This is a genomic window from Qipengyuania qiaonensis, assembly GCF_019711515.1.
GTDB lineage: Bacteria > Pseudomonadota > Alphaproteobacteria > Sphingomonadales > Sphingomonadaceae > Qipengyuania > Qipengyuania qiaonensis.
In genome coordinates this window covers 1-15,154 of record NZ_JAIGNO010000014.1, presented here as the reverse complement: position 1 = coordinate 15,154, position 15,154 = coordinate 1, and the positions used below count along the sequence as shown (strand labels likewise).

Here is a 15,154-nt window from a genome sequence, read left to right as displayed (position 1 = left end):
ATGGACGAGTTGGCTGGCCTGGCAATAATGGCGGTCGGCATTTTCGCCGAGCAGGAGATTGCTGAGGTTGCCCTGACCAGCTTCGGGGCAGTTCTGGTCGCAATAGCTCATCTGCGCAATTAGTGATGGTGGGAGACAACTCATAGTTAATTGCGGCATAACCGTCGCCAACAGTACGATCGAATATGGCAGATTGCCACGTTGGAAAGTTCGAAGCTGCTTCACTTTCGAATAGCGGGAAGGGCGCTTCCGTATTCAACAGACCAATTTTGAAAGATTCAACGTCGGACGAAATCCGGTCGGCAAGTGGGCCGGCTCGCAATGGCGAAAGGCCGAAGAAGCTTTCGCCGCATCCGCCGGACAGTGCGTTCAAACCTAGGTCCGGGCTGAACATATGTTTGGCCGGGTGGCCGTCGCGTATGTCCAAGGCTCCGCCCAAAGGCGGCGGCGCCTTGTCCTAGTGCATGGTTACGAACACCCGGCTCGGGTCCGCCTCTCGCATTGCATGGAGGGGCATATGGTCCGCGATAGTCTCATCTCGATATTCATGGTGGTTCTGCTCGGCCTAAGCGTGACGGCCTGGGCGCAGGACTGGCAGTTCTGGCCCGAGCTCGTCCGCGCGCTCGACGGTAGCGATGACGTCGACGAGATCGGCGGCGAAAGCGCGCTCGCGGCAACACCGCTTAGCGACAATGCCGACGAGATCGCCGCGGCGCGGTTCTTCTCCGAAAGCGCTAGGCGCGATCCGTTACTCGCCACCGACCGCGCCTTAGCGCATTTCGAGGCCAGCTGCGCGGCACGAGCCGGCCTCATGCTGGACCAGGCCGACGAGCGAACGGAGCAATTTGCCGAGCGCGTGCTCGCGCATCTGACGCGCCCGATCGGCGAGAAATATCAGTGGCGCGGCAGGGCGGCCATTTGCGACGGCGCCGACGGCGTTCCGCTTGCAGGCATGGTGTCGGTCGTGAAGGACAATTCCGGCATCCTTCGCGACGGCGATGCGGGCAGCTGCCTATTCGGCAGCATCTTCGGCATGTCGAACGAGACAGCGATCTACCTCTTCAGGCCTGACAGACTTCCGACGCGGCAGAGCTTTGTTGCCGACCAAACCCAGGAGGCGGAGCGCCTGGCGCGGGCAGGCGACGAGCTGGCACAGGAGCGCCAAGAGCTTGCGCTGTTCCATAGCGAACTCGAAGTCGGCGACGAGACCAATTGCGGCCTTGTGATCGAAATCCGCGGACCGCTCGCCGAAATCGCCGTGCCGGCGAACCGCCGCGCGCCGAACGGCGCCAAGACGTTCTGGTCGCGTATCGATCGTCTCGCGCAGCCCTACACGTCGGTGTGCAGTTTCGGACAGTGAAGCCGTTTACCCAATTTGCCGAGGCGAATGTGTCATGAAGATTAAGTTTGGCAGTCGTTATTCGATCGAAGAGTTCGGCGAGGCGATGGACAAAGTACTCCAGACGCTGAAGCTCAACGGCGCGGACGGGATCGCCAATGTCACGGTCTATCTCACGGTCACCAAGGACAACCGCAAGATCGTCCTGACCGAGCCGGGCGACGAGCGGAAGGTCATCGAGCATCTCGAATACGATCCGCCAGTGATCAAACGCTTCAACCAGGTCCATCCGAGTGTGAAGCGCGCAGAAGGAAAAAGCACCAGCGCCAGCGAAACGAAGCCGAGAGTCCGAAATGCGCGCAATTACGCGCGACGTTCGCAGCAATAGGAACGCTGCCGGGGTCGGCGACAATTCCGATGGGAGACAAGTGAATGCGCAAACTGACCTATCGCACAGTCGATCGCGAGGCCCTTTGCCGCGATCTCGATGACGTTCTTGCCGATGCTGCAATCCGGCCTGTGGGAATCGAAGTTGACGATAGCGGCCTGCCTTCCTTCATCCTGCTGTCGCGGGGTGAGTACGAGGCGCTGATGCGTTTCTGCAATGGCAGGATAAGGGAACTGCTCGACGACGAACAGTTTGCGTCGGGGCTGACGTCGCCAACGAGAATTGAATGAAGGCAATGTGCATCATTTAGAACCCCAAGAACTTTTCATCCGCCCGACAGCATCGCCTCTTGGCTCTGCAGTCGGCGGGATCGTTGCAAGAAATTGAAAGGTTCGAATCTATGACAAACAATGCCTGTTTCCGAGTGTCGGTCGACGAGGTCGCGAAGGACTTTGCCAAATATGCCGAGCTCGCGAAGACCCGTACATTCGAGATCTACGATCGGGGACAAGTCGAGGTCATGCTCGTGCGGATCGATGCCGTGCCGAACTTCCATGACCAGCTGCAGACCAACATTCCGGCGGGACTGATGTCGGATGCCGAACGCGTCGAGTTCTCGGCGCAGTCCCAGCGATTGCGGCGATGGATCGAGGAGAACGGCGACGTCTGGCCCGACGAAGTAGATTAGCGAAATAGCGCGACCCGTGTCGCCGCGATCGGGCGGGTCGCGCCCAGTTCGACAGAAACATCTCGTTCACTAGGCCGTGCAGATCCTAACAGGTGGCCGAAGTTAACAAGTGACAGGCCATCGCCGATCATGCGGCAGTGCTGACACGCGCTGGACAAAAGCGCTTCAAGAATAGACGCCGTCCTGCGTCAGTTCCATAAACTCCATCACGTCATCTGCGTTGCCATTGGCTCCATGCGCGATAGCAGGCAGCGTCCCCAGCGGTATGATCGGGTAGTGATTAAACCATAATACGGCGCGTTGCTCATCGCCAGCCATCCGTGTGGCGCGTTCGAGAATGTCGAGCAACGGATCGAATGCAATTTGCGTCGCGGCCGACAGCTTATCGCGTGAAAGAGCGGATGGATGAACGCCGATGGTGAGCGCCAGCTTTGCCCGCGAAATGGTCAATCGCCGGGCGAGATCATCCGCGTCACCGCGTGTGCCGGGTTTGTGCCAGACTTTTTCGTTTCCAAACGGTGCAGCCATATAGCGGACTGTAGCCTGATTTACGAATTCTCACGACCTCGAACGTTATCTTTCCATCCGTGCCAATCTGCAAGACTTTCTGCCCAACGTGTGACTGCTTTGCGCCCCATAATCGGTCATTCCGAGCTTATCGAGATGTGCTGAGAAGGTGCCATTCGCTCGTCTTTTTAATTGTCGTCGGCACTTGCCTATGTCGCATTTGCTCCTCCTCGACTCGGTTTCTGAGCGGTCACGTCGCGTACAAATGAACGGCACATGGAAAAAGGCACTCAGGTGCAGTGCTGGAAAGCCCTTCGCGGCAGTTCAACACGATCGTTTCCGTGCTTTGGATATCCGATTGGCGCATCGAACTTGCGCGCGCAGCGGCTTTGTGACATCATTCGGATATGAACAGTCGATGGACCGATCCGAGTTCTGGCCAAGTTGCCGTTCGCCGTTCGGTTGAATTTCACCTGACCGACTGGTTCAACGAGTGATCCCTTGCATGCGCTCAAAGAGCGTCGAAATGCCGAGGTAGTCGATCGGTTCTAAACTTTCGAACCAGTACGAAATTCTCATTATTGGCGCCCTTCTGTGAGCGATGCCGCATCATGTGCTTGCGCATGAAAAGTGACGAGTCCTGATGAGGGAAGGGACCAACGATGACCGCCAATCCTGCGAAATTCAATCTGACCGCCAAAGCACTTGCAAGCGTCTTGCTTGCCGGAGCCGCGCAACCCGCTTTGGCACAGGCCCAAGCCCAGGCGCAAAGTCAAAATCCAGTCCAGAGCGATGTTCAGGCCGAGCCGGGCGAGGCCGAGCAAGACGATGTCATTACCGTTATCGGAAGCCGTATCCCGGGTCTGCCAACAGACGGGCCGGTTCCGACCGTCACGATATCGCGCGACGACATCGTCGAAAGCGGCGCGGGCACGCTGATCGAGGTGCTCGAAGACCTGCCGGTCGCCACCGGTGGCGGGCAGACGTTCTCGACCGCGACCGCGGGCGCGCTGTCGTCCGACACACCAGTTGGCGCGTCGGCGGTTTCGCTACGCGGTCTGGGAGCGTCGGCCACGCTGACGCTGATCAACGGACGCCGGGCCCAGATCAGCGCCTTCGCCCGGGGGCAGGAAAGCTTCATCGACGCGAGTTCGATCCCGCTCGCGGCGATTGAGCGGGTCGAAGTGCTGCCTTCGGGTGCCTCTGCTGTGTATGGCGCCGATGCCGTCGCCGGTGTCGTCAATTACGTGCTGCGCGACAATTTCGAGGGCATCGAGCTTTCCGCCAGCTATGGCAATTCGACTGCCGGAACCGACGAAGGAAGGTACAACCTTACGGGCGTTTTTGGCACGCGCATCGGCGAGCGCAACTCGGTGATGCTGGTGGTGGACTATTTTCGCCGCAACCCGTTCTTCCTGCGCGACCGCGCCATCAGCGCCGAGAGTTTCCGGCCCAGTCAGCAGGGCTTTTACCCGAGTTTCAACGATCTCTTCCTGCAGTTCTTCGATCAGACCGAGGAGCCCGCCGACGGCGGATGTCCGGCCGAAGACTTCGGCAGCGGCAACCTTGGCGAGTTCTGCGAAGTCAACACCAATGCATTCGTTTCGGCCAAGGATCGGCTCGAAACCATCGGCGGGCTGTTCACACATAAATTCGAGATCAGCGACAGCCTGACTTGGTACAACGACGTCCTTTACCAACGGGTCAAATCGCGCGGGGTCAGTTCGCCGGCGAATTTTTCGCGCGCGCCGATCGATCCCGAGAACCCGTTCTGGCCGGCCGCATTGCAGGAAGATATCGTCGATGAAGGCGGAGCAGGCGGCTTCGGCGACTATTTCGGTTTCCCGATTTATGCGTGGGGCAAGATACCGGAGCCCCGAGCGGTCGAAATCGAGTCCGACAGCTATCGCATCACCTCGGGGCTCAAGGGCGATATCTCGGACGATTGGGAATTCGATATCGCGTTCCTTTTCGGCGGCAACGACCGGACCCAGCGCGGGCTTTCGGGACTGTATCTATCGGAGCCTTTTTACGACCTCAATCTCGGCAATATCTGCACCGACGGTACCAGGGTCGAGCGGTGGGACGTCGATCCCGTGCGGCCCGATGCGAGCTTCATCGGCGACACTTGCGAGGATGCGGGCAAGACGACGCTGTGGTACAATCCCTTCGGCGGGCAGACGACGCAGGAGGGCGGCGTGCTCGACCTGCTCGAGACCCAGGCCGAGCGGTCGGGCGAATCGCGGCTTTATGCGGTCGACGGGTTTGTCAGCGGTACATTGTTCGACATGCCGGCCGGTCCGCTCAAGGCGGCCTTCGGCGGCGAGTTCCGGCGTGAGACGCTGAACGATGTACCATCCGGCGTGGCCGTTGCGACGCCCGACAATCCCGAACCGATCCTCGGATTTTCCTCGACCAGCGCCGAGGCGGACCGCAATTCATGGTCGCTCTTCGGCGAGTTTTACATTCCGCTTACCGACACTCTCGATGTGCAGATTGCTGGGCGCTTCGACGATTTCGAGGGCTTCGGCAGCGACTTCAATCCCAAGATCGCGGCGCGGTGGCAACCGCTGGAATGGCTGGCATTGCGCGGCAACTATTCGACCAGCTTCCGCGCTCCCTCGCTCGCACAAAGCGGGGCGGGCGTGTTGCTGTCCTCCTACCGAGTCGATTGTGAGGCCACCCCGGGAGCCTGCGATGGCGATCCGACCGAAGACGGAGAGGCCTTGCTGTCGGAGGACGTGGGCAATCCAAACCTCGGTGCCGAGAATGCTCGCAGTTTCGGAGCCGGCATAGTGCTCCAGCCTGGAAACGGGATCGAGCTGCTGGTCGATTACTGGAACATCCGCCACGAGGACTTGGTCGGCATCGACGAGGACGATTTCATCCGCCGGGCGCTGGGCGGCGAGTTCCGGGTCGTCGGGCCGGGCGAACTGCCGACCGGGACGCCCGGGCTCGAAATTCAGAACGGGTTCGTGACCGATGCGCATTTCCAGATCACAAATCTGGGCTTCCAGAAGACCGATGGGCTGGACATCGCCTACACCCACCGGTTGGCCGAAGGGCCCGCAGGCCTATTCACCTTTACTGCGGATGTGACCCACATCTTCAATTTCGAGCGGCAGGGTTCCCCCGCCAGCCCGGTCGAGCAGTTGGCGGGCGACTACTTGTATCCCGACTGGATAGCATCGAGCCGGCTGCGCTGGCGCAAGGGGGATTGGCGGGCATCGATTTCGGGTTCCTATACCGGCGGCTACCGTGACGATCCCTCCGACCGCACGCTGGAAGCGCTCGGGCTGCCGCTCGACCGGGAGTATTTCGTCGACGATTACGTAACCTTCGACCTCAGCGTCAGTTACGATTTCGCCGAAGACAGCTTCATCCAGCTGGCAGTGCGCAATGTCTTCGACGCGGATCCCCCGCGTGTGCTTGGAGCGTCGGCCAATGTCGATCTGTTCAATCACGATCTGATCGGCCGCTATGCAACGGTGCGGGTAACCAAGCGGTTCTAGTTTCGATCACGCACACCGCGCATAGAGATGAGCCGGTATTCCAAGGCGCCGCGGCTATGGAATACCGGCCCAGACTGGAGCGAATACAATGGCGGCATCAGGACATTCACCCGAACATGCGATTCCCGCGACCGAGGGGAAGGAAAGCGCGCTCGCATGGACGGTCCCCGATACGCTGCTGATCCTTTTCGTCCTCGCGCTTGCCGCGTGGGCGGCGACTTTCGTGTTCGTGCCCGGCGAGTTTTCGGTCGCTGGCGACGCTGCCCGCATCGTTCCGGGCAGTTTCAGTCCGGCCGATGCGCCATCCCCTGCGCCCGTTCTCGGGAACGCGGAGCGGGTCGGGTTTCTCGATTTCTTCTTTGCCGGGCTAGTGAGCGGAGACCGCTATTCGGCGACCGTTGGACTTATGGCCTTCCTTCTCATCATCGGGGGCGTTTTCGGGATGATCTCGCGCTCGCGCGCCATCGACGCTTCGCTGCTGGCCGCGCTTCCCGGCGGAAAGGCCAAGAGCGAGAATCTGGTAGTTGGTCTTTTCATCGGGTTCTCGCTGGTCGGAGCCGTCTTCGGCATGTCGGAGGAGGCGATCGCCCTGACGCTGGTAATAACGCCCGCATTCGCGCGCGCAGGCTACGATGCGATAACCGTGTTACTGGTAACGATCGTGGGCACCCAGATCGGGTTTGCGACAAGCTGGATGAACCCCTTCAGCGTGATCGTCGCGCAGTCGATCTCGGGCTTGCCGCCGCTGTCCGGCATGGGGTTGCGAATAGGCCTTTGGATCGCTTTCACGCTGCTCGGCGCCTCGTTCACCTGGCGCTACGCCCGGCGAGTCAGGCTCGGCCAAGTGCCGGGACACTGGACCATCGAGGACGACGACGAGTCGGGATCGAGCGACGAGAATACGCTCGAATGGGGCCGCATCGCCATCATGGTCGCTCTTGGATTGACGATCGTCTGGGTCGCATGGGGCGTTAGCGCCCGTGGATACTATCTTGCCGAGCTTGCCGCGCAGTTCATGGCTCTCGGCATCATGGTCGCGCTGGTGGCGCGGGTAGCGCGACTGGCCGGATGCTCTCTCAACGAAATGATGGAAGCCTTCAGAAGCGGCGCGGCGCAGTTGCTCCCCGCCGCGCTGATCGTCGGTGTGGCCAAGGGAATTCTTCTCCTGCTCGGTGGAGACGATCCGGCCTCTCCTTCGCTCATGAACACATTGCTGGACAGCCTTGCAGCGCTGACCGCCATGGCGCCCGAATGGATGACCGCATGGGTTATGTATCTGGCACAGAGCGCGATCAATTTCTTCATCGCGTCGGGTTCCGGGCAGGCCAGCGTCACCATGCCGATCATGGCGCCGTTGGCCGATCTCTCCGGCGTCACGCGTCAGACAGCGGTTCTCGCTTTTCAACTGGGCGATGGACTCACCAACCTGGTCATCCCGACATCGGCCGTGCTGATGGGGTGCCTCGCAGCCGCCAAGGTCAGCTACACCAGCTGGATCGCCTTCATCTGGAAACCGATGCTAGCGCTGATGGGAATTGCCTCTCTCGTGGTCATGGCAGCACATGGGATGGGATATTGATGACACGTTGGCTGTCCCTGGTCGGGACCTTCCTGGCCTTGCTGTCGGCAAGCGTGCCGCTGTATGCGGAATCCGCCAGGCAAGGCCAATCGGGCAGGCTCGTTATCGTCGGCGGAGGCCTGAAGGCGGATAATGCCGCAGTCTATCGCAGCTTCCTTGACGCGCGTCCCGAAAATGCCCCGACAGTCGTCATCGTTCCGACCGCTTCGGGGGAGCCAACGTCTTCGGCCGAAGCGGCCCGCGACGCGATGATCGGGCACGGCGCGGCGACGGACGATATCGTGATTGCGAAGATCGCGATTGAGGACGACCCGGCGACCCGCACGGTCGACGAGAGCCGTTGGGCGGACAACATCGCAAGCGAAATCGAGCTTGCGAAGATACGGAAGGCTGGCGCGATCTGGTTCACCGGCGGCGATCAATCGCGGATCACGCGCCTGCTGCTGACGGAAGCCGGAGAAGACACGCCCTATCTTGCCGCAATACGGGCGCGTCATTCGTCGGGCGTCGTGATCGGCGGGACATCCGCAGGAGCTGCGATTATGAGCGGGGCGATGATCACCGGCGGCGATGCTATCGGCGCGCTACTGCCCGGCGAAATCGGGGAGGAGCTAGGCTTGGCACGTGGCCTGCATTTTCTGCGCGGGGTATTGGTCGACCAGCATTTCGGCGAGCGTGCCCGACTCGGTCGGCTCGCGGTTGCGCTCGCCCGCCTGCAGCGCGTCAGTCCGATCGGCTTTGGAATAGACGAGGACACCGCCCTGGTGGTCCATCCGGGCCAGGAACGGGCCAAAGTCGTCGGGGCTGGATATGTCACGATCCTCGATGCGCGGTCGGCCCGGGCGTCGCTGGGGGATAGTGTGTCTATCGAAGGGCTCATTGTAGGCCTAGCGGCGAACGGCGATGGGATCGATCTGCGAACCGGGTCGGTCGAGCCGGCGTGGTATCGCAAGGACACGCGGGGCAGGGAGTATTTCGATCGCACCGCGCTGTCTGGCGGGGGCATGGCCGTGGCAGGGACCGGCTTGGCCGACGTCATCGGTGAGGCACTGATGGACAACAGCGCGGCCAGTGAAGTTGTACGATATTCCTTCAGCGGCGATCGCGGCGTCGCCTATCGTTTTGCCCGTCAGGACACATCGCGCGCGGCCTGGGGTCGCGACGAGGCGGACGATGCCGCCTATGCTATTTCCGGTGTGAGGTTCGATATCGAGCCCGTCATCGTCTCGATCCGGAGCTTGGAGAAGGAATGACTGCGAATTTCGCGATAGCCCTGCATGGTGGTGCCGGTGTCCACCCGGAGCGCGACTATGGTGAGGTAGAGGCGCATCTGGGCGAACTGATCGCCGAATGTGCCGCACGCCTAGGTGCTGGCCAGAGCGCGCTGGATGCTGTCGAGCAGGCAGTGGCTGAACTCGAATCGAGTGGGTTGTATGTCGCTGGTCGCGGATCGGCGCCGAGCACGAGCGGCGAAGTAGAATGCGATGCTGCGATAATGGATGGCGCGACAGGCAAGGCAGGGGGCGTGTGTGCGCTGCAAGGTTTGGCCAACCCGATCAGCGCAGCGCGAAAAGTGCTCGATCAATCGCCATTCCTGCTGCTGGCAGGCGATGGTGCGCGACGATTTGCGCTGGAGCACGGATGCGCACCGGTCGCCGAGGAAGATGGATATTACCGTCTTCCGGTCGGGATCGACGAGTCGGAACTGTCAAGGCTCGATCCTGGCCTGATGCACGGAACGGTGGGTGCGGTAGCGGTCGACGGGAACGGCAGGCTTGCCTCCGCAACCTCGACTGGGGGCTTGCTCGGCAAGCAGGCAGGCCGGGTCGGTGACACACCGATTACGGGCATCGGCAATTGGGCTGACGAAGATGTCGCCATAAGTTGCACGGGAATCGGCGAGACCTTCATCCGGGCAGGCGGCGCTCGCGATATCGTTGCGCGCATGGCCTATGGTGAAGATACGCTCGAGATAGCGTCGAGCAAGATGCTCGACACCGTTGCAGCGCTGGGAGGTGATGGTGGGCTGATCGCGATGGATTGTCGCGGTCGATGCGTCATGCCCTTCAACTCTCCGGGAATGAAGCGCGCTTTTGCACATTCGAGCGGGTCGAAACTCGTGCGCATTCGATAGCTCGCAGAACTCCATTATGCGCATTGCCTGAGACTTGTTGCCACCTCGGTGTGATCTCATGGCGCGTGCGGTAAAAGCAGGTTCAGGGCTTGGAGAGGTTTGCGCTTCAACGCGTCGATCGGACCTGTGTCAGCGGGAAAGAGGATGGCCTGCGTAATGCGACCATTCCGATACTTGAGCGGATTGCAATCGCGCCCGACAGTGAGATTTATGAACTTTTTTGCGATCTGTCTGATCAGGGTCGATAGGACCGAGTGAATTCCGCTTTGCGCCCTGATTCCCGCCGTTCGACATCATTTCCTTTTCGTCTGAAAGCCGACATTCAGCACACCGAACACAAGCGGAAGATTTGTATGGCGAAGAGTTTCGCCGTCGGGACATCGCTTTACCCGAGCAACTGGCGCCGATCCGGCAAATGGCTAACCGCCGAGCCGAACAGATCTAAGGTGTTCAGGATCGCGTGATTCAGCGGATCGGAGCGCAGATGCAGCCAATAATCGCCGATGTCTACGCGGACAGACATTGCGGAGTTCTTCTGGATCGCAATATGGCACTGGGCGGCAACCCATAGATCTAGAGGACCTCCAGAGTTTTCCCGAACCATAGATTAGCGTCGCGCACGGCGATCCGCCTTGTGGTCTGAGCACAATAGCACTTGCCTGAAGATATTTACTTGCGGGCGATAGCACGTTCGGTTTGATCGAAGGCACCGAAAATACTGAATTCGTGTGTCTTCAACTCAGCGCTCTTGGCTTGGTCGGGGCTGTCGGGTGGTGGGAAAAGCGATTGGCGATGTGCCAAGCAATTGTGAGCAGGTGGCCATTTGCTGTCCTCTTTCGTCTCGTCCGAGAATGTGCTGGGTCTGGCAGTATCGATTGCGCCGCGGATCGCTGCAGCGATCAGGTACGCATGAAGCCCTTCCCGGCACGAGCAGTGCGTCCCGGGAAAAGTGTACGCATGGCGAGCGCGGGATCGAGCGCGAAATGCTCGGCGAGCGCCCCGGCGAGCAGCACTTCGAGCGACATGGTCGGGCGCAAATCGCGCCCTTCGTAGAGCTGCGCCGCAGCAAGACCCGGCCAGTCAGCCATCACCCGGCCACCTCTCACCGAACCGCCCAGCAGGAAGGCCGCTCCGCCGGTGCCATGATCGGTACCGTTGGTGCCGTTGCGCGCCACCGTGCGCCCGAACTCGGTGACCACCGCCACCATCGTGTCGGGCCAGAGCGTGCCCATACTCTCGTGGAATGCGCCCAACAGTACGTCGAGCTGTGCCAGCCTGCGGGCGATCTGGCCGACCTGATTGGCGTGCGAATCCCAGCCATTGAGATCGAGGGTGAGGATGCGCGCGCCGCTATCACCTTCCATCAGCGAAGCGGCCAGCGTGCCCGCTTGTTGCGCGTTGCGCAGGTTGGCCGAAGCGAGGTCGCCGGCCATGTCGCGGGTCGCCTGCGCCTGCTGCCAGAGCGCCGCAAGCTGCGGGTCGTCCGCGTAGAGATCCTCGATCCGCTCGGTGAGCAGTTCGCTCGCATCGGGCAGACGGCTCGGCGCATAGCTGGAGACAGGTGCATCGCCGCGCAAGATCAGCGGAACGGTCGGGGCCAGCGCCAACGCGCTGCCTCCGGGGGCGAGCATCCCCGCGAGGCGGTTGAGCCAACCGTCGCGCTCGCCATAGGCCCTCGTCCCGCCAGTCTCGAGCAGGTTCTGGGCATCGAAATGCGAGCGTTCGCGATAGTCGGTGGCGACCGCGTGGGCGACGAGCGCCTCGCCCTTGGCATAGAGCGCGCCGACCTTTTCCAGCGCCGGGTGCAGCACGAAGAAACCGTCGAGTTTCCGCGCATCGGCATAGGTTTCCAGCCACGGCCCGCGCGCCGCCTCGTAGGCCGGGTCGCCCAGCGGGGCGGCCACCGACAGCCCGTCGGCTGCGCCGCGCAAAATGATGACGAACAGGCGCTTGTTCCCCACTTCCTGCGCAAACAAGCCTCCGGGAACGGCAAGGCTGAGCGCGCCCAGACCGGCAGTCCCGCGCAACAGCATTCGGCGATCGAGGATAAACATGGTCATCTCCGCATCATTTCAGGCGCGACCAGTAGCAGCGCCATCGCCTGCTCGCCGCTTTCGGCGCGGGCGATGGCCTGGCCGGTTTTGGGGCTCAAAGCACCGGGAAACATGCTCTGCGCCAATGCTTCGACATCGCGTGCGGGCAGGTTGCGCGCCATGCGCTCGGCGACCTCGACCCGGCGCACCAACGCGTCGGGTCCGGCCCAGCTGGCGGCGATATCGTCGTACCCGGCGGGCGAGGGCGGGGCCCAAGGCAGCTGGCCAAGCTCACGGAGCATGCCTGCCAGCCGACGGTCGTCGGGAAGTTCTTCGACCGTCGCGCGCAACGCCGCCGTCGCCCATTCGATCGGCTGGCGAAATTTCTGCGGTTCCGGTGCCCACGCTTCGGGCGATTCGACCAGCGTGCGGTAGAGCGCGGGCAAATTTCCACCGGTCTCGAGAAAATTCGCCGCCAGCCGATCGACCAATGGCTCTGGCGGCATATCCCCGGCGAAATGCCGCGCCAGCTTGGTCGCGACGTAACGGGCGGTGGCAGGGTGCGCGGACAGATCGTCGAGCACCGCCAGCGCCTTGCGATGCCCCTCCTGCGCGTAGGTCTTGCCCAGAATTCGCGGCTGACCCGGCTCGTGCAGTGGCGGGAAGAACACCACGCCCGGGCTGATGTCGATCGCGCGGCGGCCCTTGCGCCTGGCACTCAGCGTCCAGCCGGTCAGCGCCTTGGCGAATTCACGCACGTCCTCCTGCCCGTAGCCGCCGTTCACGCCGAGCGTGTGCAGTTCGAGGATTTCGCGCGCGAGGTTCTCATTGAGGCCCCCCTGCCGGACATTCGGTCGGTTGCGCCGACGCTGCATTAAGGGGCTGCTCGGCCCGAAGGATTGTGCCTGGTCGAGATAGGTCAGCATCGCCGGATGCAGCGCTGCGGACTTCAGGAGCTCGGCGAAGGTGCCGCCGATATGCGGGCGGATCGCCTCGAACTCGTGCGATCCGGCGACGGAGGCCACCTGCACCCGGCCGGCCGAGACGGCGAAATGGTTGGACCAGAAATGCACCAGCCGTTCGGCGAAGGGCGCTTGGCTGGCGACCGCGATCCGCATGCGCCGCCCGATATCAGCGATCATTACCTGCCGACCCTCGCGGATATTGCGCCGCACTTCGGCGAGTTGCGGATCGTCGCGCATGTCTTCGGCGGATTCCATGCCTTCCATCGCCATATCCTTGCCCGAGCCTTGCCGCATCAGCCGTCGGCGCTCGACGATGTTGCGGTAGAGATCGGTCAGGATCGTCGCGCCGTTCTGTCGTCCGGCCAGTTCCGGCGGGACGGGATCGTAGCGTTCCAGCTGTGCGAGCAGCCAGCGGCGCGGATTGTCCGGCGTGGGAGAACCTCGGCGATAGCCGAGCCCGAACCGATTGAGGGCGATGGCGGCATCCGTCATGGAAGGAGATTGCACCAACCGTGTCGCTTTGTCAGGTCGGGATTGGTATCATTATGTCGCATGGCCTTCTTTTCGCCGTCTGCCACACGTTGAATAGGCGCTCCAACACTCTTGGATGCACCGCGATGGCATTTTGGCTTTATTGCAAATTGGGGCCGTCAAGAAGAATGTCGGCTTTGAGCGCCGCGACGAAGGAAAGCCGACATTCGGCACGCGACCTTAATTGCGGGCGTACGGGATAGGACGCAGAATTGCCAGAAGCGGTCGTCACCACCGGCAACCTTGCCGCTTATGCACCTTCAATCTGACCATGCACCTGAGAGAAATCGCGGCGAGCCAAGTCCGTCTCCGCGATCCAGAAGGTGCAAAAGCCTGCGTCGCCAAAATAGAAATCCGCGGAGTTGTCGCTCGCAATATTCAGAAGGCAGATTGAATTTTCCGTCGGGGGCAGAGCTCCTTGTGAAGTGTTAGGATATCCGAGCATCTGAGAGTAATCGCCAAACGCCTCGTTGCTGTTAGCGTCCTTCTGAAAGACATCTCTTGCGACAGCTTTAGTAAATTCGCGTCGCCTTTTATCGAACGCTTCACCAAGGCGACCTTCAAGCGCAATTTGCTTCGCGGCATCACTGGATTTTTCACCGCGGAGTGCTTGGAACCAACCATCTCCGCCAAATTCAGCGAGCGGTGCCTTGCCATGATAAATTGTCTCAGGAATTGTCATGAACGGTTTCGAGTGAAACTGGATCGCTCTTTCCACATGCACTTTGCAGTCGTGCGGAGTACATTGCCCCCCATCCCAACTCGGGGCGCAATTGGCAGCCCGGCGGAAACCGTCTCCGATGGGCGGCAGATCGGACGGCGGTTGCCGAGCTTCCCCCTTTGTCGAAGTGTCGTGATCGTAAAGAACCGCGCAATTCTTGGTTGGATCGTCAACGTCGTCCTCCCAGATTTGCTCCTCATCGTCTCTGCCAAAGAAGCTCAACATTCCGGTTTCGGGCAGCCTGCCGTGCCATGGCAACTCCTCACAATCGATTTGCGCGAGAAAGTGTAGTGGCTTCCCATTAGGATCTCTGGGCCAATCGGTGCGGGCCGACAGGAGAGGCAACCCTCCGAACTTGCTTCTTCGCCCACCTTGTGCATCTGCAATGCGCGCCAAGATAATTATCGCAGGCTCGCGGTTTTGCTCGACGAATGCATCGAGCATTTTCTCTTCGCGGGATTTGAAGGGGAGAAGCTTGCTCATTATCGCGCCGCATTACCAGTCGCTTGGCCAGCTGGTCAATTCCTTCAAAGCCCGTAGTGGGGTTTGCAACGGAGTGTCCGCTTCCGCAGAAAATTGGTGCTAAGCAGACATTCCGCTTCCCACCCAATGTCGGCCGCTGATATTGCACCACTCGCAACCTGATAGCGGTCGACCAGCTTAGCCGGTCGACCGCAGATGGGATCAGATTTCGGTCCTCTCCGCCAGAAGCAAAGCGTCTTCGACATCGACGCCGAGATATCGCACAGTGTTCTCG

The 15,154-nt window shown here is 61.1% G+C and carries 13 protein-coding genes and 1 pseudogene; 9 read left to right on the top strand and 5 right to left on the bottom strand.

Annotation, left to right across the window (positions count from 1 at the left end; translation table 11 throughout):
* The 5 genes from K3174_RS17035 to K3174_RS14895 all read left to right on the top strand — a co-directional run bounded on the left by K3174_RS17035 (position 1) and on the right by K3174_RS14895 (position 2,415).
* On the top strand, positions 1 to 123 hold the full coding sequence (locus K3174_RS17035; RefSeq protein ID WP_282099727.1) for a hypothetical protein: 123 nt from the start codon (positions 1 to 3) through the stop codon (positions 121 to 123).
* A gap of 394 nt (positions 124 to 517) precedes the next feature.
* The gene (locus K3174_RS14910) at positions 518 to 1,360 is read left to right on the top strand and encodes a hypothetical protein (RefSeq protein ID WP_221560158.1); all 843 of its coding nucleotides are present in this window, start codon (positions 518 to 520) and stop codon (positions 1,358 to 1,360) included.
* 34 nt (positions 1,361 to 1,394) lie between these two features.
* Positions 1,395 to 1,727 (top strand): hypothetical protein, encoded by a 333-nt coding sequence (locus tag K3174_RS14905; protein WP_221560157.1) that lies wholly within the window; start codon positions 1,395 to 1,397, stop codon positions 1,725 to 1,727.
* 44 nt (positions 1,728 to 1,771) lie between these two features.
* On the top strand, positions 1,772 to 2,017 hold the full coding sequence (locus K3174_RS14900; RefSeq protein ID WP_221560155.1) for a hypothetical protein: 246 nt from the start codon (positions 1,772 to 1,774) through the stop codon (positions 2,015 to 2,017).
* A gap of 110 nt (positions 2,018 to 2,127) precedes the next feature.
* Positions 2,128 to 2,415 (top strand): hypothetical protein, encoded by a 288-nt coding sequence (locus tag K3174_RS14895; RefSeq protein ID WP_221560153.1) that lies wholly within the window; start codon positions 2,128 to 2,130, stop codon positions 2,413 to 2,415.
* A 165-nt stretch (positions 2,416 to 2,580) separates the two neighbouring features.
* On the opposite strand, the gene K3174_RS14890 is transcribed toward K3174_RS14895, so the two are convergent.
* On the bottom strand, positions 2,581 to 2,943 hold the full coding sequence (locus K3174_RS14890) for a hypothetical protein (RefSeq protein ID WP_221560151.1): 363 nt from the start codon (positions 2,941 to 2,943) through the stop codon (positions 2,581 to 2,583).
* Between the two features lie 641 nt (positions 2,944 to 3,584).
* Between K3174_RS14890 and K3174_RS14885 the strand changes: the two genes are divergently transcribed.
* From K3174_RS14885 to K3174_RS14870, 4 genes are all read left to right on the top strand, one after another.
* Positions 3,585 to 6,434 carry a TonB-dependent receptor plug domain-containing protein gene (locus tag K3174_RS14885; protein WP_221560150.1) on the top strand — a complete coding sequence of 950 codons (2,850 nt, stop codon included), beginning with the start codon at positions 3,585 to 3,587 and terminating at the stop codon, positions 6,432 to 6,434.
* A gap of 88 nt (positions 6,435 to 6,522) precedes the next feature.
* Complete coding sequence (yfcC, locus tag K3174_RS14880) at positions 6,523 to 8,013, top strand: putative basic amino acid antiporter YfcC (RefSeq protein ID WP_221560147.1); 1,491 nt, start codon at positions 6,523 to 6,525, stop codon at positions 8,011 to 8,013.
* Complete coding sequence (locus K3174_RS14875; protein WP_221560145.1) at positions 8,013 to 9,266, top strand: cyanophycinase; 1,254 nt, start codon at positions 8,013 to 8,015, stop codon at positions 9,264 to 9,266. Before yfcC ends, K3174_RS14875 begins: the two co-directional genes overlap by 1 nt.
* Positions 9,263 to 10,147, top strand: a complete 885-nt coding sequence (locus K3174_RS14870; protein ID WP_221560143.1) for an isoaspartyl peptidase/L-asparaginase family protein — start codon at positions 9,263 to 9,265, stop codon at positions 10,145 to 10,147. The genes K3174_RS14875 and K3174_RS14870 overlap by 4 nt, the downstream gene beginning before the upstream one ends.
* A gap of 899 nt (positions 10,148 to 11,046) precedes the next feature.
* Here the strand turns inward: K3174_RS14870 and K3174_RS14865 are convergent.
* The 4 genes and pseudogenes from K3174_RS14865 to K3174_RS16905 all read right to left on the bottom strand — a co-directional run.
* Positions 11,047 to 12,207 carry a DUF1501 domain-containing protein gene (locus tag K3174_RS14865; RefSeq protein ID WP_221560141.1) on the bottom strand — a complete coding sequence of 387 codons (1,161 nt, stop codon included), beginning with the start codon at positions 12,205 to 12,207 and terminating at the stop codon, positions 11,047 to 11,049.
* A complete protein-coding gene (locus K3174_RS14860; protein WP_221560128.1) occupies positions 12,204 to 13,637 on the bottom strand; it encodes a DUF1800 domain-containing protein in 1,434 nt (477 codons plus the stop codon). The genes K3174_RS14865 and K3174_RS14860 overlap by 4 nt, the downstream gene beginning before the upstream one ends.
* 289 nt (positions 13,638 to 13,926) lie before the next feature.
* Positions 13,927 to 14,880 (bottom strand): DUF1963 domain-containing protein, encoded by a 954-nt coding sequence (locus tag K3174_RS14855; RefSeq protein WP_221560126.1) that lies wholly within the window; start codon positions 14,878 to 14,880, stop codon positions 13,927 to 13,929.
* A 201-nt stretch (positions 14,881 to 15,081) separates the two neighbouring features.
* Positions 15,082 to 15,154, bottom strand: a pseudogene (locus K3174_RS16905) (integrase); the annotation flags it as partial.